21 protein-coding genes are annotated in these 19,986 nt (G+C 69.7%); all 21 read left to right on the forward strand.

Features of this window, described 5'->3' with window-relative positions; translation table 11 throughout:
• The first annotated feature begins 79 nt into the window (after positions 1–79).
• The 21 genes from DX116_RS19220 to DX116_RS19320 all read left to right on the forward strand — a co-directional run bounded on the left by DX116_RS19220 (position 80) and on the right by DX116_RS19320 (position 19,973).
• Positions 80–1,435: an MFS transporter gene (locus DX116_RS19220; protein WP_119705908.1), complete on the forward strand. Its 1,356-nt coding sequence runs from the start codon at positions 80–82 to the stop codon at positions 1,433–1,435.
• 60 nt (positions 1,436–1,495) lie between these two features.
• The gene (locus DX116_RS19225) at positions 1,496–2,830 is read left to right on the forward strand and encodes a homoserine dehydrogenase (protein ID WP_119705909.1); all 1,335 of its coding nucleotides are present in this window, start codon (positions 1,496–1,498) and stop codon (positions 2,828–2,830) included.
• Positions 2,830–3,894: a threonine synthase gene (gene thrC, locus DX116_RS19230; RefSeq protein ID WP_119705910.1), complete on the forward strand. Its 1,065-nt coding sequence runs from the start codon at positions 2,830–2,832 to the stop codon at positions 3,892–3,894. Before DX116_RS19225 ends, thrC begins: the two co-directional genes overlap by 1 nt.
• A complete protein-coding gene (gene thrB, locus DX116_RS19235) occupies positions 3,891–4,772 on the forward strand; it encodes a homoserine kinase (RefSeq protein ID WP_119705911.1) in 882 nt (293 codons plus the stop codon). The genes thrC and thrB overlap by 4 nt, the downstream gene beginning before the upstream one ends.
• A 202-nt stretch (positions 4,773–4,974) precedes the next feature.
• Positions 4,975–7,026 carry a transcription termination factor Rho gene (gene rho / locus DX116_RS19240; protein ID WP_119705912.1) on the forward strand — a complete coding sequence of 684 codons (2,052 nt, stop codon included), beginning with the start codon at positions 4,975–4,977 and terminating at the stop codon, positions 7,024–7,026.
• A 126-nt stretch (positions 7,027–7,152) separates the two neighbouring features.
• Positions 7,153–7,635, forward strand: coding sequence for a glutathione peroxidase (locus tag DX116_RS19245; RefSeq protein ID WP_119705913.1), 483 nt, complete (start codon positions 7,153–7,155; stop codon positions 7,633–7,635).
• A 265-nt stretch (positions 7,636–7,900) separates the two neighbouring features.
• Positions 7,901–8,107 carry a 50S ribosomal protein L31 gene (gene rpmE / locus DX116_RS19250; RefSeq protein WP_119705914.1) on the forward strand — a complete coding sequence of 69 codons (207 nt, stop codon included), beginning with the start codon at positions 7,901–7,903 and terminating at the stop codon, positions 8,105–8,107.
• 89 nt (positions 8,108–8,196) lie between these two features.
• On the forward strand, positions 8,197–9,276 hold the full coding sequence (gene prfA, locus DX116_RS19255) for a peptide chain release factor 1 (protein ID WP_119705915.1): 1,080 nt from the start codon (positions 8,197–8,199) through the stop codon (positions 9,274–9,276).
• Positions 9,273–10,121: a peptide chain release factor N(5)-glutamine methyltransferase gene (gene prmC, locus DX116_RS19260; protein WP_233556961.1), complete on the forward strand. Its 849-nt coding sequence runs from the start codon at positions 9,273–9,275 to the stop codon at positions 10,119–10,121. The genes prfA and prmC overlap by 4 nt, the downstream gene beginning before the upstream one ends.
• 12 nt (positions 10,122–10,133) lie before the next feature.
• Positions 10,134–10,676 (forward strand): VTT domain-containing protein, encoded by a 543-nt coding sequence (locus DX116_RS19265; RefSeq protein ID WP_119705916.1) that lies wholly within the window; start codon positions 10,134–10,136, stop codon positions 10,674–10,676.
• 22 nt (positions 10,677–10,698) lie between these two features.
• Positions 10,699–11,352 carry an L-threonylcarbamoyladenylate synthase gene (locus tag DX116_RS19270; protein WP_119705917.1) on the forward strand — a complete coding sequence of 218 codons (654 nt, stop codon included), beginning with the start codon at positions 10,699–10,701 and terminating at the stop codon, positions 11,350–11,352.
• Complete coding sequence (locus tag DX116_RS19275) at positions 11,349–12,470, forward strand: glycosyltransferase family 4 protein (RefSeq protein ID WP_119705918.1); 1,122 nt, start codon at positions 11,349–11,351, stop codon at positions 12,468–12,470. Before DX116_RS19270 ends, DX116_RS19275 begins: the two co-directional genes overlap by 4 nt.
• Positions 12,467–12,877, forward strand: a complete 411-nt coding sequence (locus DX116_RS19280; RefSeq protein WP_147393729.1) for a hypothetical protein — start codon at positions 12,467–12,469, stop codon at positions 12,875–12,877. The genes DX116_RS19275 and DX116_RS19280 overlap by 4 nt, the downstream gene beginning before the upstream one ends.
• 132 nt (positions 12,878–13,009) lie before the next feature.
• The gene (gene atpB / locus DX116_RS19285; protein ID WP_233556963.1) at positions 13,010–13,801 is read left to right on the forward strand and encodes a F0F1 ATP synthase subunit A; all 792 of its coding nucleotides are present in this window, start codon (positions 13,010–13,012) and stop codon (positions 13,799–13,801) included.
• A gap of 107 nt (positions 13,802–13,908) precedes the next feature.
• Entirely contained in the window at positions 13,909–14,109 is a 201-nt protein-coding gene (locus DX116_RS19290; protein WP_197983596.1) for an ATP synthase F0 subunit C, read from the forward strand.
• A 29-nt stretch (positions 14,110–14,138) separates the two neighbouring features.
• A complete protein-coding gene (locus DX116_RS19295; protein ID WP_119705920.1) occupies positions 14,139–14,690 on the forward strand; it encodes a F0F1 ATP synthase subunit B in 552 nt (183 codons plus the stop codon).
• Positions 14,690–15,490: a F0F1 ATP synthase subunit delta gene (locus tag DX116_RS19300; RefSeq protein WP_119705921.1), complete on the forward strand. Its 801-nt coding sequence runs from the start codon at positions 14,690–14,692 to the stop codon at positions 15,488–15,490. Before DX116_RS19295 ends, DX116_RS19300 begins: the two co-directional genes overlap by 1 nt.
• A 49-nt stretch (positions 15,491–15,539) precedes the next feature.
• The gene (gene atpA / locus DX116_RS19305) at positions 15,540–17,180 is read left to right on the forward strand and encodes a F0F1 ATP synthase subunit alpha (RefSeq protein ID WP_119705922.1); all 1,641 of its coding nucleotides are present in this window, start codon (positions 15,540–15,542) and stop codon (positions 17,178–17,180) included.
• Between the two features lie 2 nt (positions 17,181–17,182).
• Complete coding sequence (locus DX116_RS19310; protein WP_119705923.1) at positions 17,183–18,115, forward strand: F0F1 ATP synthase subunit gamma; 933 nt, start codon at positions 17,183–17,185, stop codon at positions 18,113–18,115.
• Positions 18,116–18,120: 5 nt separating this feature from the next.
• Positions 18,121–19,578 carry a F0F1 ATP synthase subunit beta gene (gene atpD / locus DX116_RS19315; protein WP_056607217.1) on the forward strand — a complete coding sequence of 486 codons (1,458 nt, stop codon included), beginning with the start codon at positions 18,121–18,123 and terminating at the stop codon, positions 19,576–19,578.
• Complete coding sequence (locus DX116_RS19320) at positions 19,578–19,973, forward strand: F0F1 ATP synthase subunit epsilon (RefSeq protein ID WP_119705924.1); 396 nt, start codon at positions 19,578–19,580, stop codon at positions 19,971–19,973. Before atpD ends, DX116_RS19320 begins: the two co-directional genes overlap by 1 nt.
• Positions 19,974–19,986: the final 13 nt, after the last annotated feature.

Genomic DNA, 19,986 nt, shown 5'->3' on the forward strand with positions numbered 1-19,986 from the left:
GAAGGAGAACGATGCACGCGGTCACGCAGCACGAGCACGACGAGTCCGAGACGCCCCGGCGTGACCCGGAGGTCCGGGCATGACGACGCAGACGCACGCCCCCGAACGGCTGTGGACCGGCTCGCACGGGCGCGTCGTCGTGGGGATCTTCTCGCTGGCCTTCTTCGTGGCGTTCGAGTCGCTGGCCGTCGCCACGGTGATGCCGGCCGTGGCCGACGAGCTCGGCGGGCTGCGCCTGTACGCGCTGTCGTTCGCGGCCCCGATCGCCGTGGGCATCGTGTCGATGACGGTCGCCGGCCCCCTCATGGACCGCCGCGGGCCCGGGCTCGGTCTGCGGCTCGGCGTCGCGGTCTTCGTCATCGGACTGCTCGTGGCGGGACTCGCGCCGAGCATGCCGGTGTTCCTGGCCGGCCGAGCCGTGCAGGGGCTCGGCATGGGATTCGTCGGGGTGGGCCTCTACGTCGTGATCGGGCAGACCTTCCACGAAGACCTGCGGGCGCGCGTGTTCACCGTCGTGACGAGTGCCTGGGTGCTGCCGGCGCTGGTCGGGCCGTTCATCGCAGGGGCGATCACCGACCTGGCCGGCTGGCGCTGGGTGTTCCTCGCCGTGCCGGCGATCGCGGTCGCGTCCCTGGTGCTGATCTGGGAGGCGCTCGACGCGATCGAGGGTGACCCGGAGGTCGTCGTCGACCGCCGGCGGGCGGGCTGGGCCGTCATGGTGGCAGCCGGGGTGGTCGTCGTCAGCGTGGCCGGGCAGCGCACGGTGTCGTGGTGGCCGGCCGTCGTGCTCGTCGCCACGACCGTCACCCTGCGACACGCGTCTCGGCTCCTCCCGGCCGGGACGTGGCGAGCGCGTCGAGGCCTGCCCGTCGTCGTGATCACCCGCAGCCTGCTGTGCGCCGCGTTCCTCGGCGCCGAGACGTACATCCCCCTGTCGCTGGTGCAGCACCGTGACCTCAGCGTCACCACGGCGGGGCTGCTGCTCACGAGTGCCGCCGTCCTGTGGTTCAGCGGCGCCTGGCTGGCGGCGCACGTGCCCGCCCTGGCCTCGAAGCCCCTGCGGGTGCGGCTGGGAGCGGTGTGCGTCACGACCGGTGTCGGCGCGGGCTTCCTGACGCTGGTGCCGTGGGTGCCGGTGTACGTCGTGGCGGTCGCCTGGGGGATCGGTGGTCTCGGGATGGGCATCGCGGTGTCGACCCTGGGGGTGCTGATGCTCGACCACTCGACGCCGGCCGAGCAAGGAGCGAACAGCGCCGCCATGCAGACGAGCGACGCGGTGCTGGAGTCCTTGGTGCTGGCCTTCGGCAGCGTGGTGTTCGCGGTCATGCTGGCCGAGCACGAGCAGGCCGGCTACCTGCTCGTGTTCGGCGGCGCGGTCGCCGTGGCGGCACTGGGCGTGCTGACCTCGTCGAGGGTGACCTCCAGCGCTTCGTGACCGTCGGCCGCGGTTGCAGGTGAGTGCCGAGCGGGTCGCCGACGCCGATACCCTGGCCCGGTGAACCCTTCATCGTCAGATGCCACCTCGTGGACTCCCGGACGTCCACTCCGCGTCGCCCTGCTGGGCTGCGGGGTCGTCGGCACCGAGGTCGCGCGCCTGCTGACGCGTGACGCCGACGAGCTGGCCCAGCGCGTCGGCGCGCCGATGGAGCTCGTGGGCATCGCGGTGCGACGTCTCGGACGCGATCGCGACCTCGACGTGCCCGACGAGCTGTTCACCACCGATGCCGCCGGGCTCGTGTCGCGCGGCGACATCGACGTCGTCATCGAGGTCATCGGCGGCATCGACCTCGCCCGCGACCTGATCCTCTCGGCGCTCGAGCACGGCGCCTCGGTCGTCACCGCCAACAAGGCCCTGCTGGCCGAGGACGGCGCGACGCTGTTCGAGGCGGCGCACAAGGCTGAGCGCGACCTCTACTTCGAGGCGGCCGTGGCCGGCGCGATCCCGATCGTCCGCCCCCTGCGCGAGTCGCTCGCCGGCGACCGGGTGCAGCGCGTGCTGGGCATCGTCAACGGCACCACCAACTTCATCCTCGACGCCATGACCACCACGGGTCAGGGCTTCTCCGAGGCGCTCGACGAGGCGCAGCGCCTGGGGTACGCCGAGGCCGATCCCACCGCCGACATCGAGGGCTTCGACGCCGCCTCGAAGGCCGCGATCCTCGCCGGGCTCGCGTTCCACACCCGGGTGACGATCGGCGACGTCCACCGCGAGGGCATCACCGACGTGTCGGCCGCCGACGTCCGCTCGGCCGACGAGATGGGCTGCGTCGTCAAGCTGCTCGCGATCTGCGAGCGGCGCGAGACCCCCGACGGTCCCGCCGTCTCGGCACGCGTGCACCCCGCCATGATCCCCCGCTCGCACCCGCTGGCCAGCGTCCGCGGCGCCTACAACGCGGTGTTCGTCGAGAGCGAGGCGGCCGGCGAGCTCATGTTCTACGGCCCCGGCGCCGGCGGCGCGCCCACGGCGAGCGCCGTGCTGGGCGACGTCGTGTCGGTCGCCCGCAACCGTCGCAGCGACGTCTTCGGCCCGGGCGAGTCGACCCACGCACAGCTCGAGGTGCTCGACATGGGACGGGCCCGCACCCGCTACCACGTCTCGATCGACGTCGACGACCGCGCGGGAGTGCTGGCCTCGGTCGCCGGCGCATTCGCCGAGTACGACGTGTCGATCAAGACGGTGCGGCAGGAGGGCAGCGGGTCCGACGCCCAGCTGGTCATCGTGACCCACGAGGCCGAGGACGCCGCCCTGTCGGCGACCGTGGCATCGCTTCGAGGGCTCGACATGGTGCGTGACGTGACATCGGTGATGCGCGTCGAGGGAGGATTCTGATGGCTCACGTCTGGAGAGGCGTCATCGAGGAGTACCGCGACTGGCTGCCCGTCATGGCCGGCGCGCCGGTCGTCTCGCTGGGCGAGGGCGGCACCCCGCTGGTGCACTCGGCCTGGTTGTCGGGCCTCGTGCGCGGCGACGTGTGGCTCAAGGTCGAGGGCAACAACCCCACCGGCTCGTTCAAGGACCGCGGCATGACGACGGCCGTGTCGGTCGCCGTGGGCGAGGGTGCCAAGGCCGTCGTGTGCGCGTCGACGGGCAACACGTCCGCGTCGATGACCGCCTACGCGGCCAAGGCCGGCCTGACGCCCGTCGTGCTGGTGCCTCACGGCAAGATCGCCGCCGGCAAGATGGCCCAGGCCGTCATGCACGGGGCCGAGGTCATCCAGGTCAAGGGCGGTTTCGACGAGTGCCTGCAGCTGTCGCGCGCACTGGCCGACAAGTACCCCGTCGCCCTGGTCAACTCGGTCAACCCCGTCCGTCTGCAAGGGCAGAAGACCGCGTCGTTCGAGATCGTCGACACGCTGGGCGACGCCCCCGACCTGCACGTGCTGCCCGTCGGCAACGCCGGCAACATCTCGGCGTACTGGCTGGGCTACCGCGAGTACGCCGACGCCGGAGTTGCCACGCGGACGCCGCAGATGTGGGGCTTCCAGGCCAAGGGTTCCGACCCGATCGTCCAGGGCGCACCGATCCCGCACCCCGAGACGGTCGCCACCGCGATCCGCATCGGCAACCCGGCGTCGTGGCACCTCGCCGAGGCGGCCCGTGACGAGTCGGCCGGCCGCATCGGATCGGTCAGCGACGAGCAGATCCTGCAGGCGCAGCGAGACCTCGCCTCGCACGACGGCGTCTTCGTCGAGCCCGCCTCGGCGGCCGGTGTCGCGGGCCTGGTCGAGGCCGCGGCCGCGGGCCAGGTCGAGCCCGGCCAGAAGATCACGGTCACGGTGACCGGCCACGGCCTGAAGGACATCGACACCGCCCTGTCGGGCGCCGGCGCGCTCGTCGACGCAATCATCGAGTTCGACGTCGACGCCGCTGCCGACGCCGCCGGTCTGCTGTGACGTTCGTCATCGGCCCGGTCGCCGTCAGGGTGCCGGCCTCCAGCGCCAACCTGGGTCCGGGCTTCGACGCCCTCGGACTCGCGCTCGACCTGCACGACGAGATCTCGGCCGAGGTGGTCGACGCAGGTCTCGAGATCCGCGTCACGGGCGAGGGACGCGACGGCGTCCCGCTCGACGAGACGCACCTGGTCGTCCGGGCGATGCACGCGGCCTTCGACCTGCTGGGCGGGCGTCCGCCGGGGCTGAGGCTCAGCTGCACCAACGCCATCCCGCACGGGCGCGGCCTGGGGTCGTCGGCCGCCGCCATCGTCGGGGGAGTTCTGCTGGCCCGGGCGCTGGTGGCCGGTGGCGACGAGCTGCTCGACGACGCTGCCGCCTTCCAGCTGACGGTCGATCTCGAGGGGCATCCCGACAACGTCGCAGCGGCCTTCTTCGGCGGCCTGACCATCGCCTGGGTCGACGGTGCCGCGGCCGCGGTCGAGCGGCTCGACACCGACGTGGCCGTGACCGTGTTCGTGCCACCGTCCGCCGTCTCCACCGAGAAGGCGAGGGGCCTGCTTCCCGAGTCGGTGCCGCACCGCGATGCCGCCGTCAACGCCGGCCGCGCCGCCCTGCTCGTCGCGGCCCTGACCGGCGCACCCCACCGCCTCATCTCGGCCACCGAGGACCGTCTGCACCAGTCGTACCGCGCCGAGGCGATGCCCGACTCGTACAAGCTGCTGCGGGCGCTGCGCGTCGAGGGGGTGCCGACCATCATCTCCGGCGCCGGGCCGACGGTGCTGGCCTTCGCGCGCGGCGTCGCCGATGCCGCGCCCCAGGGCTGGTCCGTGCACGAGCTCGACGTCGACCAGGCCGGTGCGCAGGTCGTCTCCGGCTGACGTCGTCGACACCGGGCCGACCGGAATGTCGAGCGACCCGATGGTGTTATGGTGAGCGAGTCGGAGTCGAGTTCATCTCCCCGACAGCGACACCGCAAGTGAGCAGCGCCACTCCCGCCGCCCGTCAGATACGGGCCCGCCCTGATGCCTCCCGGATTCCCGGAGCACTGGCCGTGTGGCCTCATCCCCATAAGGAACCTACGTGACCGACACCACCACGACACCTGCTGCCTCCACGCCTCCCGACGCTCCCGCGGCCACCGCCGCGCCGAAGCGCACCGGGGGAGGACTCGGCGGCAAGGTGCTCGCCGAGCTGCAGGAGATCGCCTCCGAGCTGGGCATCACCGGCGCCGAGAAGATGCGCAAGGGCGCACTCATCGACGCCATCAAGATCGCCCGCGGCGACGCCGGCACCTCGACCAAGGCGGCGGTGAAGGCCGCGTCCGGCCCGGCCGTCGACACGACGCCTCCGGCGGCCGTGGCCCTGCCCGACGTCGCGGTCGAGCCGGCTGCCGAGGACGCACCGGCCAAGGCCAAGGCCGACAAGCCGGCACGCACCCGCAAGCCCAAGGCCGACAAGCCGGCGGCCGACGAGCAGCCCGCAGCGGCCGAGAAGGCCGAGCCCGCCGAGGCGAGGGGCGACGCCAAGGTCGGGTCCAAGAACGACGCCAAGACCGACTCGAAGAACGACGCCAAGAACGACGCCAAGGCCGACGACCAGTCCAAGGACGACGACGCCGGCTCCGAGGGCGGCAACGGTCGCAGCCGCAACCGCAACCGCAACCAGGGCGGCCAGAACGGCCAGAACCCCCAGAACACCCAGGGCGGCGAGCAGGGCGGCGGCCGCAACCAGAACAACCAGGGCGGCCGCAACCAGGGCGCCGAGCAGGGCGGCGGCCGCAACCAGGGCGGGCAGGGCAACCAGAACGCCCAGGGCGGCGGCAACGCGCCCCAGCAGGGCCGCAACCAGGGCAACCAGGGCGCCCAGGCGACCGGTCCCGAGGACGACGACGAGACCGGCGGACGCCGCCGCAACCGTCGCGGCCGCAACCGCAACGGCTCGGCCGGGCGTGGCGGCGCGATGGACGTCGACACCTCCTACACCGAGGACGACGTGCTGGTGCCCGCCGCGGGCATCCTCGACATCCTCGACAACTACGCGTTCGTGCGCACGACCGGCTACCTGCCCAGCGACAACGACGTCTACGTGTCGCTGTCGATGGTCCGCAAGTGGGGCCTGCGTCGCGGCGACGCCGTCGTCGGACAGGTGCGCCAGCCCCGTGAGGGCGAGCGCAAGGAGAAGTTCAACCCGATGGTCAAGATCGACTCGGTCAACGGGATGAGCATCGACGAGGCCAACAAGCGCGTCGACTTCTCCAAGCTGACGCCCCTGCACCCGAGCGAGCGCCTGCGCCTCGAGGGCGAGGCCGGCGGCATCACGGGTCGCGTCATCGACCTCGTGTCGCCGATCGGCAAGGGCCAGCGCGGACTCATCGTCTCGCCCCCCAAGGCCGGCAAGACGATGGTCATGCAGCAGCTCGCCAACGCCATCACGGCCAACAACCCCGAGTGCCACCTGATGATCGTCCTGGTCGACGAGCGCCCCGAGGAGGTCACCGACTTCCAGCGGTCCGTCAAGGGCGAGGTCATCGCGTCGACGTTCGACCGTCCGGCCACCGACCACACGATGGTCGCCGAGCTCGCGATCGAGCGGGCCAAGCGCCTGGTCGAGCTGGGTCACGACGTCGTGCTGCTGCTCGACGGCATCACCCGCCTGGGTCGCGCCTACAACCTCGCCGCGCCGACGTCGGGCCGGGTCATGTCGGGCGGCGTCGACTCGTCGGCGCTCTACCCGCCCAAGAAGTTCTTCGGCGCCGCTCGCAACATCGAGGACGGCGGATCGTTGACGATCCTCGCGACCGCCCTGGTCGAGACCGGCTCGCGCATGGACGAGGTGATCTTCGAGGAGTTCAAGGGCACCGGCAACTGGGAGCTCCGCCTGCGCCGCGACCTGGCCGACAAGCGGATCTTCCCGGCGATCGACGTCACCGCGTCCAGCACGCGCCGCGAGGAGCTGCTGATGAGCAAGGACGAGCTGGCCATCGTCTGGAAGCTGCGTCGGGTGCTCGCGGGCCTCGAGGGTCAGCAGGGTCTGGAGCTGGTGCTCGAGAAGCTCAAGAAGTCCTCGACCAACGCGGAGTTCCTGATGCAGATCACCAAGACGCTGCCGGCCGACGAGGTCGCCTCGAGCTGACGTCACGCACGTGAGGGGGCGGGTCCGGACGTCCGGGTCCGCCCTCTCGTGCGTCCGGTGCGACGCGGCGGTCGCGAGCCGGTTTTGAGATGGTCGGTGGTCGGCACCACCCCTACGATTGAGCCCATGACCACCGCACACGACTTCTCCGCGACCGCGATCGACGGCACCGAACGACTTCTGGCCGACTACAAGGGCAAGGTGCTGCTGATCGTCAACACCGCGACCCAGTGCGGGTTCACGCCGCAGTTCAAGGGGCTCGAGTCTGTCTACCAGGAGTACGTCGACCGTGGCCTGGTCGTCCTGGGGTTCCCGTGCGACCAGTTCGGCCACCAGAACCCCGACGGCGACGAGGAGACCGCGACGTTCTGCGAGAAGAACTTCGGCGTCACGTTCCCGCTGTTCTCCGAGATCGAGGTCAACGGCGACAACGCCCACCCGCTGTACCAGTGGCTGAAGAAGGAGAAGGGCGGCGTCGGACCGTCCAAGATCAAGTGGAACTTCACCAAGTTCCTGGTCGACGCCGACGGCAACGTCGTCAAGCGCTACGGCTCGGCGACCAAGCCCGAGAAGATCCGCGGCGACATCGAGAAGCTGCTGCCCCGCTGACGCGTGGCTTTCGCCCCGCTGACGCGTGGCTTTCGCCCCGCTGACGCGTGGCTTTCGCCCCGCTGACGCGTGGCTTTCGCCCCGCTGACGCGTGCCTCCCGCAACCCACGCGTCGGTGGTGCGCAACCCACGCCTCAGCGTCGGGGTGGGAATAATCCTGGTGCCGATTTCCTTGTAACGGGTGCCACCTGGCACAATCCATCCTTGGTTCTGGTTCACGCCACCGCACTCCGCGGGACGACCCAGCGACCGCCGAGAGGACATCATGAAGAACAGCATCCACCCCGACTACGTCGAGACCCAGGTCACCTGCACCTGCGGCAACACGTTCACCACCAAGAGCACGGCGCCCGAGGGCGTCCTCCGCGCCGACGTGTGCTCGGCCTGCCACCCGTTCTACACGGGCAAGCAGAAGATCCTCGACACCGGCGGACGCGTCGCCCGCTTCGAGAAGCGTTACGCCAAGAAGTAGCGACCCACCAGCGCCGACCCCAGCCCCAGCGGCTCGGGTCGGCGCTGTCGTTCGTCACCGTCCGTCGTCCCGCGTCACAGGAGCCGTCCATGTTCGAGGCAGTCGAGTCGCTGGTGTCCGAGCACGCCGAGCTCGAGGAGCGCATGGCCGATCCCGCGGTCCACTCCGATCCGGGCCTGGCCAAGAAGCTCGGCCAGCGGTACGCCGAGCTGAGCGCCATCGTCAAGACCTACCGTGACTTCCAGCAGGTCACGGACGACCTCGAGGTGGCGCGCGAGCTGGCGTCAGAGGACGCCGGTCTGGCGGCCGAGGTCGACGAGCTCGAGCCGCGCCTGCACGAGCTGTCCGAGCGGCTGCAGCGCCTGCTGGTGCCCCGTGACCCGCAGGACGCCAAGGACATCCTGCTCGAGATCAAGGGCGGCGAGGGCGGCGAGGAGTCGGCGCTGTTCGCCGGCGACCTGCAGCGGATGTACGCGCGCTACGCCGAGCAGCGCGGCTGGAAGACCGAGATCCTCGACGCGACCGAGTCGGCGCTCGGCGGGTACAAGTCCGTCACGATGGCCGTGAAGTCCAAGGGCACCCCCGAGCCGGGCGAGGCGCCGCACGCGCTGCTCAAGTTCGAGGGTGGCGTGCACCGCGTGCAGCGGGTGCCGGTGACCGAGTCGCAGGGGCGCATCCACACCTCGGCCGCGGGCGTGCTGGTGCTGGCCGAGGCCGAGGACATCGACGTCGAGATCCACGACAGCGACCTGCGCATCGACGTGTACCGGTCGTCGGGACCCGGTGGTCAGAGCGTCAACACGACCGACTCGGCGGTGCGCATCACGCACGTGCCGACCGGCATCGTGGCCAGCTGCCAGAACGAGAAGAGCCAGCTGCAGAACAAGGAGCAGGCGATGCGCATCCTGCGCTCGCGCCTGCTCGACGCGGCCCAGGCCGCCGCCGATGCCGAGGCCGCCGGCGTGCGCAAGTCGCAGATCCGCACGGTCGACCGCTCCGAGCGCATCCGCACGTACAACTTCCCCGAGAACCGCCTGTCCGACCACCGCACGGGCTTCAAGGCCTACAACCTCGACCAGGTCATGGACGGCGCGCTCGACGACGTCATCAAGTCGCTGGTCGACGCCGAGCTGGCCGAGCGCCTCGCCTCGGTCGAGTCCGGCTCGTGACCGTCCGGCCACGCGTCGAGCGGATGCTCGAGGAGGCGACCGCCAGCCTCGAGGCGGGGGGCGTCTCGTCCCCGCGGCACGACGCCGAGGTGCTGCTGAGCCACGTGACGGGCGTCCCGCGCATGATGCTGATCGGCGGAGGCACGCCCAGCGCACCCCAGCAGGAGACCTACCGCGCGATGGTCGACGCCCGGGCGCGTCGCGTCCCGCTGCAGCACCTCACCGGCTCGACCGGGTTCCGCTACGTCGACGTCGAGGTGGGCCCGGGCGTCTTCGTGCCCCGGCCCGAGACCGAGCTGCTCGCGGGATGGGCGATCGCGCACGCCACGACCCTCGAGTCGCCCGTCGTCGTCGAGCTCTGCGCCGGTGCGGGCGCGATCTCGTTGTCGGTCGTCCACGAGGTGCCCGGAGCCCGGGTCCACGCCGTCGAGCTCGACGAGCCCGCGTTCGAGTGGGCCCAGCGCAACCTGGCCGGCACGGGCGTCGACCTGCGGCTCGGAGACATGGCCGACGCCTTCGGCGACCTCGACGGGCAGGTCGACGTCGTGGTCGCCAACCCGCCGTACATCCCGCTCGACGCGTGGGAGAGCGTCGCCCCCGAGGCGCGCGACCACGACCCCGCCCTCGCCCTGTGGTCGGGCGACGACGGGCTCGACGCGATGCGCGTCGTCGACCGGGTCGCCTGGCGCCTGCTCAAGCCCGGGGGAGTCGTCGGAGCCGAGCACGCCGACGCCCAGGGCGAGTCCGCTCCGGCCGTCTTCGCCCCCCGGTGGGCCGACGTGCGCGACCACCTCGACCTCGCCGGACGCCCCCGCTTCGTCACGGCCACCAAGCCGCGCCGATAGGCTCGGGGCACCATGGGCATCGACGAGCTGGGACTGATCGGTGCCGCGATCGCCGTCGGGCTCGGGGCGGCGGTCCTGCCGGTCTTCGTCAACGCCGAGGTCTACGTCGTCGCCATCGGCGCGACGGTCAACAGCCGGCCGTTCCTCGCTCTGCTGATCGTCATCCACGTCATCGCGACGACGATCGGCAAGGCCTTCGTGTTCCAGCTGGCGCGCAAGGGCACCAACAAGATCCGCATGGTCGAGCCACGTCCGCCTCGCAGCGCGTTCACGGCGTGGCTTCGTCGTGTCGGGCGACGGCTGGGGCGCACCCGCGTCATGAAGCGCATCCGCCGGCTCAACGACTGGCTGCTGACGCTGCTCGACCGACCCTACTCCGGCGGCCTGACGGCGTTCCTGTCGTCGTTGACGGGCATCCCGCCGCTGGCCATCGTCACGATCCTGGCCGGGGCGTCCAAGCAGCCGCAGTGGCTGTTCCTGACCATGGTCTTCACCGGGCGCCTGATCCAGTTCCTCGCGATCGCCTTCCTCCTCCACCAGGTCAGCTGGTTCTAGAGGCTCGTCCTAGGATGACCGGGTGAAGTTCGACTGCAGCGTGGACGAGGAGTACGACCGCGGGTTGCTGGCTGCCCAGGCGGCCCTCGAGCAGGGCAAGCTGGTCGTCCTGCCCACCGACACGGTCTACGGGGTGGCGGCCGATGCGTTCTCGCCTCGTGCCGTGCAGAACCTGCTCGACGCCAAGGGCCGCGGCCGCGACATGCCGCCGCCGGTGCTGGTCGGCGCCCCCACGACGCTCGACGCCCTCGCCGTCGACATCCCCGCCTGGTTGCGATCGATGGTCGAGGAGCTGTGGCCCGGCCCGCTGACCGTGGTCTGCCGTCAGCAGGCCTCGCTCACGTGGGACCTCGGCGACACGCACAACACCGTCGCCGTCCGGATGCCCGACGACCGGCGTGCCCTGGCCCTGCTCAAGCAGACCGGCCCGCTGGCCGTCAGCAGCGCCAACACCACCGGCCTGCCCGCCGCCCAGAACGTCGACGACGCCGAGGAGATGCTCGGCCCGCGGGTCGCGGTCTACCTCGACGGGGGTCCCACGTCGTCCGGCACGCCGTCGACGATCCTCGACGCGACCGGCGCGACACCGCGCGTGCTGCGCCAGGGCGCCATCTCCCTCGAGGTGCTGCACCGCTTCAACAACACGATCGAGCCCGCGACGGACGCCGGCGCGTGAGGGAGTACCTCGTCGTCTTCGGCGTGTCCCTCGGCGTCACGTACCTGCTGGCGTCGATCGCCCGTCAGGCCGCCTACCACCTCGGTGCCGTGGCGCGCGTCCGTGACCGCGACGTCCACGCGATCCCCACGCCGTACTTCGGCGGCCCCGCGATGCTCGGTGGCCTCCTGGCCGCCTACCTGGTCGCCACGAGCCTGCCGTTCCTGTCGCTGGCCGACGACGGCGTGTTCGACGACGTCCGCGCGGTCGTGCTCGGGGGCCTGGTCATCTGCGTGGTGGGCGTCGTCGACGACCTCTACGAGCTCGACGCGCTCAGCAAGTTCGCCGGGCAGGTGCTGGCCGGCATCATCGTGGTCGCCCAGGGCGTGCAGTTCTACTACCTGCCGCTGTACGGCAACTACATCGGCCTCGACCAGGCGCAGGCGATGATCTTCACGGTGCTCCTCATCGTGGGCACGGCCAATGCGGTCAACTTCGTCGACGGCCTCGACGGGCTGGCTGCGGGCATGGTCGCGATCGGAGCCGTCGCCTTCTTCGCCTACGCCTTCGTGCTGGCTGTCGAGAACGGCGAGACCCGCGCGATCGCGGCTGCGCTGCTGACGGCGGCGCTGGCCGGCGCCTGCATCGGCATCCTGCCGCACAACTTCTTCCCGGCACGGATGTTCATCGGCGACTCCGGCTCGATGCTGATCGGGTTCGTCCTGGCGTGCTCGTCGATCAGCCTGACCGGTCAGTTCCCGGCGACGGAGATCTCCGAGGGCATCGGCGGTGCCGAGCGCAGCTTCCTGCCCACGCTGCTGCCGCTGATCCTGCCGTTCACGATCCTGCTGGTGCCGTTCGTCGACCTCGCTCTGGCGGTCGTCCGCCGCACGCGGGCCGGCCGATCGCCGTTCAGCCCCGACAAGATGCACATCCACCACCGGCTGCTCGAGATCGGCCACTCCCACCGCCGTGCCGTGCTGCTCATGTACGCCTTCGCGGGCCTGGTGGCCTTCGGCAGCGTCGTCATCAGCCTGTTCAGCGGCTGGCAGTCGATCGCGGGCTTCGGCGCCCTGGCGGTGCTGACGACGGCGGCGGTCTTCCTGCTGCCCAAGCTCGAGGAGAAGGTGTGGTCGTGAGCGCCTCGTCGACGATGCGGCGCGTCGTGCTGCCGGTCGCGGGCGTCACGGCGCTGGCGGCGGCGAGCTTCGGCGCGGCCCAGGGCCTCGACGGCGTCGTGGGAGCGCTGCTCGGGGGAGCGGTCGTGATCGTGTTCCTCGGCTCGACGCCGGTCGTGCTGACCCCGTTGGTCCGGCGCAGCGCGGCGATGTCCCTGCCCGTCGCGCTGACCTTCCTCGGGGTCAAGTCGGTGGCGGCGCTGGTCGTGCTCGCGCTGCTGTTCGACGTGGGGGGTCTGGCAGGCCGCATCGACTTCATGGCCTTCGGGATCACGGCCATTGCAGCGTCGTTGGCATGGACGATCCTGCAGCTCGTTGCGTTCCGCAACGAGCGTGTACCCACCTATGACCTGGGTAACAAGGACTGAGCAGACCCTGATAATGTCAGCAGTGCGAGACGGGCCATGCCATGCGCCGGCTCCTCGCACGACAATGACGCTGGCCGTATGCCCCACCGATGAGAATCGAGGGCGACCGCGCCATGAGACAAAGGTGAATGAGTGACGCTCGCCTCCATCGCATTCGGTGCGGTAACCGGTCCGCCCAGCCCCGGGCCGTCCGACTTCGATCTTCCCGGCATCGCCGGTTCGGCCGTCACCAAGCCCATGGTGCTCGTGGCGCTCTCGGTCGTGCTGATCGTGGCGCTGTTCTACTCGATGGCCCGCCCGGCCGCCGTCGTCCCCGGACGTCTGCAGTTCGCCGGAGAGCTGGTCTACGGCTTCGTCCGCAACGGCATCGCCCGCGAGAACATCGGCTCGCACGACTTCCAGAAGTTCGTGCCCTTCCTGTTCTCGTTGTTCCTGTTCGTGCTGGTGAACAACTTCTACGGCCTCATCCCGGTGATCCAGTTCCCGACGATGTCGCACATCGGCTACCCGTTGTCGATCGCGGTGCTGGCCTGGCTCGTCTACAACGGAGCCGGCATCGCCAAGAAGGGCTTCTTCGGCTACCTCAAGCACGAGACCGTCCCGCCGGGCATGGACAAGTGGATCCTCCCGCTGCTGGTGCCGCTGGAGTTCCTGTCCAACATCATCCTGCGCCCCATCACGCTGACGCTGCGTCTGTTCGCGACGATGTTCGCCGGACACCTCCTCGTGATCCTGTTCTCGCTCGGTGGCGAGTACCTGCTGCTGCACTCCGACCCCGTGCTCAACAAGGTCGCCGGCGGGTTCTCGGTCGTCCTGGCCATCGCCATCAGCTTCCTGGAGATCCTCGTGATGTTCCTCCAGGCCTACGTGTTCACCCTCCTGACCTCGATGTACATCAGCGAAGCCATCGCTGACGAGCACTGAGACCAGCAGGCGAACGACAACTTCACAGTCATCTCTTCCCACCCACGACTCGGACACTCCGTGTCGCAACGAAAGGAAATGCCGTGGAAACCATCGGCACTCTGAACATGGTCGGTCTCGGCCTCGCCGCGATCGGCCCCGGTATCGGCGTCGGCCTGATCTTCGCCGCGTTCGTCACCGGTGTCGCCCGTCAGCCCGAGGCTGAGGGCAAGCTGCGTCAGATCGCGATCCTCGGCTTCGTCCTCGCCGAGCAGTTCTTCATCATCGGACTGGCCCTGGCGTTCGTCCTCAAGGCCAGCAACACCTGATTCACGATTCTTCGACAGAAGGCAGCCACATGATCTCGACATTCGTCTTCGCGGCAGCGGAGAACGCGGAGGAAGAGGAGCTGAACCCGTTGATCCCGCACGTCGCGGAGATCATCATCGGCTTCGTCTTCTTCGCGATCCTCCTCCTGCTGATCTGGAAGGTCGTCGTCCCGCTGTTCGAGAAGGCGTACGCCGAGCGCACTGCCGCCATCGAAGGTGGCATCGAGGAGGCCCAGGCAGCCCAGAAGGAGGCCAAGGCCGCTCTCGAGCAGTACACGGCCCAGCTCGCGGGGGCGCGGCACGAAGCCGCCGCCATCCGCGAGGAGGCCAAGGAGCAGGGCGCACAGATCATCGCCGAGCTGCGGGCCCAGGCGCAGGCCGAGGCCGAGCGCATCACCACGACGGCGCACGCGCAGGTCGAGGCCGAGCGTGCTCAGGTCCTGGCTCAGCTCAAGGGCGAGGTCGGATCGATGGCCACCGCACTGGCGGGCCGCATCGTCGGCGAGGTCCTCGACGACTCCGCGGCCCAGAAGCGCACGGTCGAGCGCTTCATCGCCGAGCTCGAGGAGTCGGCGAACTGATGCGAGGCATTTCAGCGAAGTCTCTCGACGAGGTCCTGGCCGCGGTCAGCGCGGCCGGGACCGGATCGGGCGACCTCGGAGTCGAGCTGTTCGACATCGTCGCGACGCTCGATCGTGAGCCCGCGCTGCGGCGCGTGCTGACCGACCCGTCGACCGAGGCCGAGGCCAAAGCAGGGCTCGCCGAGCAGGTCTTCGGCGGCAAGGTCAGCGCCGACGCCGTCACGGTCCTGCGCGTGGCCGTCAGCGGCCGCTGGGCGTCGGGCCGCGACCTCACCGACGGTCTCGAGACCGCCGGGGTGACGGCACTGGTGGCTGCGGCCGACAGCGCCGGTCAGCTCGACGACGTCGAGACCGAGCTGTTCGAGGTCGGGCGCTTCGTCCGTTCCGACGGCGAGCTGCGCCAGGTCATCTCCGACCGCGGGGTGCCGTCGGCGCCCAAGAGCGAGCTGCTGTCCGGCCTGCTCGGCGGCAAGGTGTCGGCCACGACGCTGGCTCTGGCCTCGCAGGCGGCCACCGCCCGCACGGGCTCGTTCGAGCGGGTCCTGACGGCGTTCGGCGTCGTCGCGGCCGAGCGTCGCAGCCGGCTGCTCGCCGAGGTGCGGGTCGCCACCGAGCTCGGCGAGGACGAGAAGACCCGGTTGGGCGCCGCGCTGGCCAAGAAGTACGGACGCGACGTCCACCTGAACGTCGTCGTCGATCCGTCGATCGTCGGAGGCATCTCCGTCGCCGTGGGCGACGAGGTCGTCGACGGCACCATGTCAACTCGCCTCGAGGTCGCCCGTCGGCGACTCGCGGGCTGAAGCTCTTTCACCGAACCACGACTTTCCACAGAAGAAGGCAGGCACACACATGGCGGAACTCACCATCCGTCCGGACGAGATCCGTGACGCGTTGCAGAAGTTCGTGGCCGACTACAAGCCCAGCGCTGCGGCCACCGAAGAGGTCGGCATCGTCGCGACCGCCGGAGACGGCATCGCCCGCGTCGAGGGTCTGCCCTCGGCCATGGCCAACGAGCTCCTCGAGTTCGAGGACGGCACGCTGGGCCTCGCCCTCAACCTCGACGTCCGCGAGATCGGCGTCGTCATCCTCGGTGAGTTCTCCGGCATCGAAGAGGGCCAGACCGTCCGCCGCACCGGCGAGGTCCTGTCGGTCCCCGTGGGCGACAACTACCTCGGCCGCGTCGTCGACCCGCTCGGCGCCCCGATCGACGGCCTCGGCGAGATCGTGACCGACAAGCGTCGCGCCCTCGAGCTGCAGGCCCCCAACGTCATGCAGCGCAAGAGCGTGCACGAGCCGATGATGACGGGCCTCAAGGCCATCGACTCGCTGACCCCCATCGGCCGCGGCCAGCGCCAGCTGATCATCGGCGACCGCCAGACCGGCAAGACCGCCATCGCGATCGACACGATCATCAACCAGAAGGAGTTCTGGGAGTCGGGCGACCCGCAGAAGCAGGTCCGCTGCATCTACGTCGCCATCGGCCAGAAGGGCTCGACGATCGCCTCGGTGCGCGGCGCCCTCGAAGAGGCCGGCGCGCTGGAGTACACCACGATCGTGGCCGCTCCCGCCTCCGACTCCGCGGGATTCAAGTACCTCGCCCCGTACACCGGCTCGGCCATCGGCCAGGAGTGGATGTACCAGGGCAAGCACGTCCTGATCGTGTTCGACGACCTGTCCAAGCAGGCCGAGGCGTACCGCGCCGTGTCGCTGCTGCTGCGTCGTCCGCCGGGCCGCGAGGCCTACCCGGGTGACGTGTTCTACCTGCACTCGCGGCTGCTCGAGCGCTGCGCCAAGCTCAGCGACGAGCTGGGTGCCGGCTCGATGACGGGTCTGCCGATCATCGAGACCAAGGCCAACGACGTGTCGGCCTACATCCCGACCAACGTCATCTCGATCACCGACGGCCAGATCTTCCTGCAGTCCGACCTGTTCAACGCCAACCAGCGTCCCGCGGTCGACGTCGGCATCTCGGTGTCGCGCGTCGGCGGCGCCGCGATGCAGAAGTCGATGAAGAAGGTCACCGGATCGCTGAAGGTCGAGCTCGCGCAGTACCGCGCGATGGAGGCGTTCGCGATGTTCGCGTCCGACCTCGACGCGGCGTCCAAGCAGCAGCTGGCCCGTGGTCAGCGCATCATGGAGCTGTTCAAGCAGGGGCAGTACGCGCCGTTCCCGGTCGAGAACCAGGTCGTCTCGATCTGGGCCGCGTCGGCCGGCAAGCTCGACGCCGTCCCGGTCGAGGACGTCTCGCGCTTCGAGACCGAGTTCCTCGACTACCTCAAGCGGTCGCACGCCGGCATCCTCGATGCCATCCGTGAGACCGGCAAGTTCGAGGACGACAACCGGTCGGCTCTCGAGCAGGCGTACGACTCGTTCACCGATCAGTTCGAGACCTCCGAGGGCGGGTCGATCAAGGCCGGTCACGAGGAGTTCGAGGCGCTGTCCGACGAAGACGTCGAGCAGGAGCAGATCGTCAAGCAGAAGCGGGGCTGACGATGGCCGCATCGGTACGCGAGCTACGCGCGAAGATCAGGTCGACCCAGGCGACCAAGAAGATCACGCGCGCCATGGAGCTCATCGCTGCGTCGCGCATCATCAAGGCGCAGCAGCGAGCGGCGGCGGCAGCGCCGTACGCCCGCGAGCTCACGCGCGCCGTGTCGGCCGTCGCCACCTTCTCCAACGTCGACCACCCGTTGACGACCGAGAAGGAGAACCCGACCAAGGCGGCGGTGCTGGTCATCACGAGCGATCGTGGTCTGGCCGGCGCCTACTCCTCGGCAGTGCTCAAGGAGGCCGAGCGCCTCGTCGAGAAGCTGCAGGGCGAGGGCAAGGACGTCGACCTGTACCTCAGCGGCCGCAAGGCCGAGGCGTACTACCGGTTCCGCGGACGCGAGTTCGTCGAGTCGTGGACGGGCTTCTCCGACCAGCCGCAGTACTCCGACGCCCGCGAGATCGGCAACACGCTGGTCCGCACGTTCGCGCTCGACGAGTCGGACGAAGAGGCCCTGGATCCTGCGCTGGCGTCCGACGAGCTGCACGTGGTGTTCACGCGCTTCAAGTCGATGCTGACGCAGGAGCCCGACGTCATCCGGCTGCTGCCGCTCGAGGTCGTCGAGGGCACGGAGGCGCCGAGCGCCGACGACGTGCTGCCGCTCTACGAGTTCGAGCCGTCGGCCCACGACGTCCTCGACGCGCTGCTGCCCAAGTACGTCCACAGCCGTATCTACTACTGCTTGCTCCAGGCCTCGGCCTCCGAGCTGGCTGCACGTCAGAAGGCGATGAAGTCGGCGACGGACAACGCGCAGGACCTCATCGAGAAGTACACCCGGACAGCCAACCAGGCCCGCCAGGCGGGTATTACCCAGGAGATCAGCGAGATCGTGGGCGGCGCCAACGCGCTCGCCGATGCCACCGCTGGGAGTGAGTGAGAGAGATGACTGCACAGACCGCAGACCTGACCACGGACGACGCGACGCTGGCCACGGGCCGGGTCGCTCGTGTCACCGGCCCCGTGATCGACGTCGAGTTCCCGAGCGACGCGATCCCTGACATGTACAACGCTCTCAAGGTCGACACCACGATCGACGGCGTCACCGAGACGCTGACTCTCGAGGTCGCCCTCCACATCGGTGACGGCCTGATCCGCGCGATCAGCCTGCGTCCCACCGACGGCATCGTCCGCGGCGCGACGGTCACCAACACCGGCGAGCCCATCACGGTCCCCGTCGGCGACCAGACGCTCGGCAAGGTGTTCAACACCACCGGCGACGTCATGAACCTGGCCGAGGGCGAGGTGTGGGAGGTCAAGGAGCGTCGTGGCATCCACGGCAAGGCGCCGTCGTTCGACCAGCTCGAGCCGAAGACCGAGATGTTCCAGACCGGCATCAAGGTCATCGACCTGCTGACGCCGTACGTGCTCGGAGGCAAGATCGGCCTGTTCGGTGGAGCCGGCGTCGGCAAGACCGTGCTGATCCAGGAGATGATCGCCCGCGTCGCCAAGGACCACGACGGCGTGTCGGTGTTCGCGGGCGTCGGCGAGCGCACCCGTGAGGGCAACGACCTCATCGTCGAGATGGAGGAGTCCGGCGTCCTCGACAAGGTGGCGCTCGTGTTCGGCCAGATGGACGAGCCGCCGGGAGCGCGCCTGCGCGTGGCCCTGTCGGCCCTGACGATGGCCGAGTACTTCCGCGACGTCCAGAACCAGGACGTGCTGCTGTTCATCGACAACATCTTCCGGTTCACGCAGGCCGGTTCCGAGGTGTCGACGCTGCTCGGCCGCATGCCCTCCGCGGTGGGCTACCAGCCCACGCTGGCCGACGAGATGGGCGTCCTGCAGGAGCGCATCACCTCGACGCGTGGTCACTCGATCACGTCGCTGCAGGCGATCTACGTCCCCGCCGACGACTACACCGACCCGGCGCCGGCCACGACGTTCGCGCACCTCGACGCCACGACCGAGCTCAACCGCGAGATCGCCTCGATGGGCATCTACCCCGCGGTCGACCCGCTGACGTCGACCTCGCGCATCCTCGACCCCCGCTACATCAGCGCCGATCACTACAACACGGCGAACCGGGTCAAGAGCATCCTGCAGCGCAACAAGGAGCTTCAGGACATCATCGCGATCCTCGGCGTCGACGAGCTCAGCGAAGAGGACAAGACGCTCGTGTCGCGTGCTCGTCGCATCCAGCGCTTCCTGTCGCAGAACACCTACGTGGCCAAGCAGTTCACCGGCATCGAGGGCTCGACCGTCTCGATCGACGAGACCATCGACGGCTTCACCAAGATCTGCGACGGCGACTACGACCACGTGGCTGAGCAGGCCTTCTTCATGTGCGGCGGTCTCGAAGACGTCGACAAGAAGTGGGAAGAAATCCAGAAGAGCATCTGATGGCATCGTCGGATCAGAGCAAGGCTCTGCAGATCGAGCTCGTCGCGGCCGACCGCGTCGTGTGGTCCGGGCAGGCCCGGGAGGTCCTCGCGCGTACCGTCGCCGGCGACCTCGGGGTGCTGTCGGGCCACGCGCCGCTGCTGTCGCTGCTCGTGCCGGGCGTCGTCGAGATCCGTCCGCTCGAGGGCAGCGAGATCGTCCGCGTGGCGGTCGGCGACGGCTTCTTGTCGGTCTCCGACAACCACGTGTCGATCCTGAGCGAGGACGCGTTCCTCGCCTCTGAGATCGACGCCGCCGCCGTCAAGGCAGACATCGAGACGGCACGCGCCGAGGGCGACACCGAGGCCGAGCGCCGGGCCGAGGCGAAGCTGCGGCTCGTCGACAAGACGCCCTGACGCACGAGGCCTG

The sequence above is a fragment of the Aeromicrobium endophyticum genome (genome assembly GCF_003586285.1).
GTDB classification, from domain to species: Bacteria; Actinomycetota; Actinomycetes; order Propionibacteriales; family Nocardioidaceae; genus Aeromicrobium; species Aeromicrobium endophyticum.

What these genes read in the sequence shown, in the direction of transcription:
- atpD (WP_056607217.1), top strand. Translation starts at nt 18,121, where the DNA reads ATGACTGCACAGACCGCAGACCTGACCACGGACGACGCGACGCTGGCC.
- DX116_RS19290 (WP_197983596.1), top strand. Translation starts at nt 13,909, where the DNA reads ATGGTCGGTCTCGGCCTCGCCGCGATCGGCCCCGGTATCGGCGTCGGC.
- DX116_RS19245 (WP_119705913.1), top strand. Translation starts at nt 7,153, where the DNA reads ATGACCACCGCACACGACTTCTCCGCGACCGCGATCGACGGCACCGAA.
- thrC (WP_119705910.1), top strand. Translation starts at nt 2,830, where the DNA reads ATGGCTCACGTCTGGAGAGGCGTCATCGAGGAGTACCGCGACTGGCTG.
- DX116_RS19220 (WP_119705908.1), top strand. Translation starts at nt 80, where the DNA reads ATGACGACGCAGACGCACGCCCCCGAACGGCTGTGGACCGGCTCGCAC.
- rpmE (WP_119705914.1), top strand. Translation starts at nt 7,901, where the DNA reads ATGAAGAACAGCATCCACCCCGACTACGTCGAGACCCAGGTCACCTGC.
- atpA (WP_119705922.1), top strand. Translation starts at nt 15,540, where the DNA reads ATGGCGGAACTCACCATCCGTCCGGACGAGATCCGTGACGCGTTGCAG.
- DX116_RS19295 (WP_119705920.1), top strand. Translation starts at nt 14,139, where the DNA reads ATGATCTCGACATTCGTCTTCGCGGCAGCGGAGAACGCGGAGGAAGAG.
- prfA (WP_119705915.1), top strand. Translation starts at nt 8,197, where the DNA reads ATGTTCGAGGCAGTCGAGTCGCTGGTGTCCGAGCACGCCGAGCTCGAG.
- DX116_RS19265 (WP_119705916.1), top strand. Translation starts at nt 10,134, where the DNA reads ATGGGCATCGACGAGCTGGGACTGATCGGTGCCGCGATCGCCGTCGGG.
- DX116_RS19300 (WP_119705921.1), top strand. Translation starts at nt 14,690, where the DNA reads ATGCGAGGCATTTCAGCGAAGTCTCTCGACGAGGTCCTGGCCGCGGTC.
- DX116_RS19320 (WP_119705924.1), top strand. Translation starts at nt 19,578, where the DNA reads ATGGCATCGTCGGATCAGAGCAAGGCTCTGCAGATCGAGCTCGTCGCG.
- DX116_RS19310 (WP_119705923.1), top strand. Translation starts at nt 17,183, where the DNA reads ATGGCCGCATCGGTACGCGAGCTACGCGCGAAGATCAGGTCGACCCAG.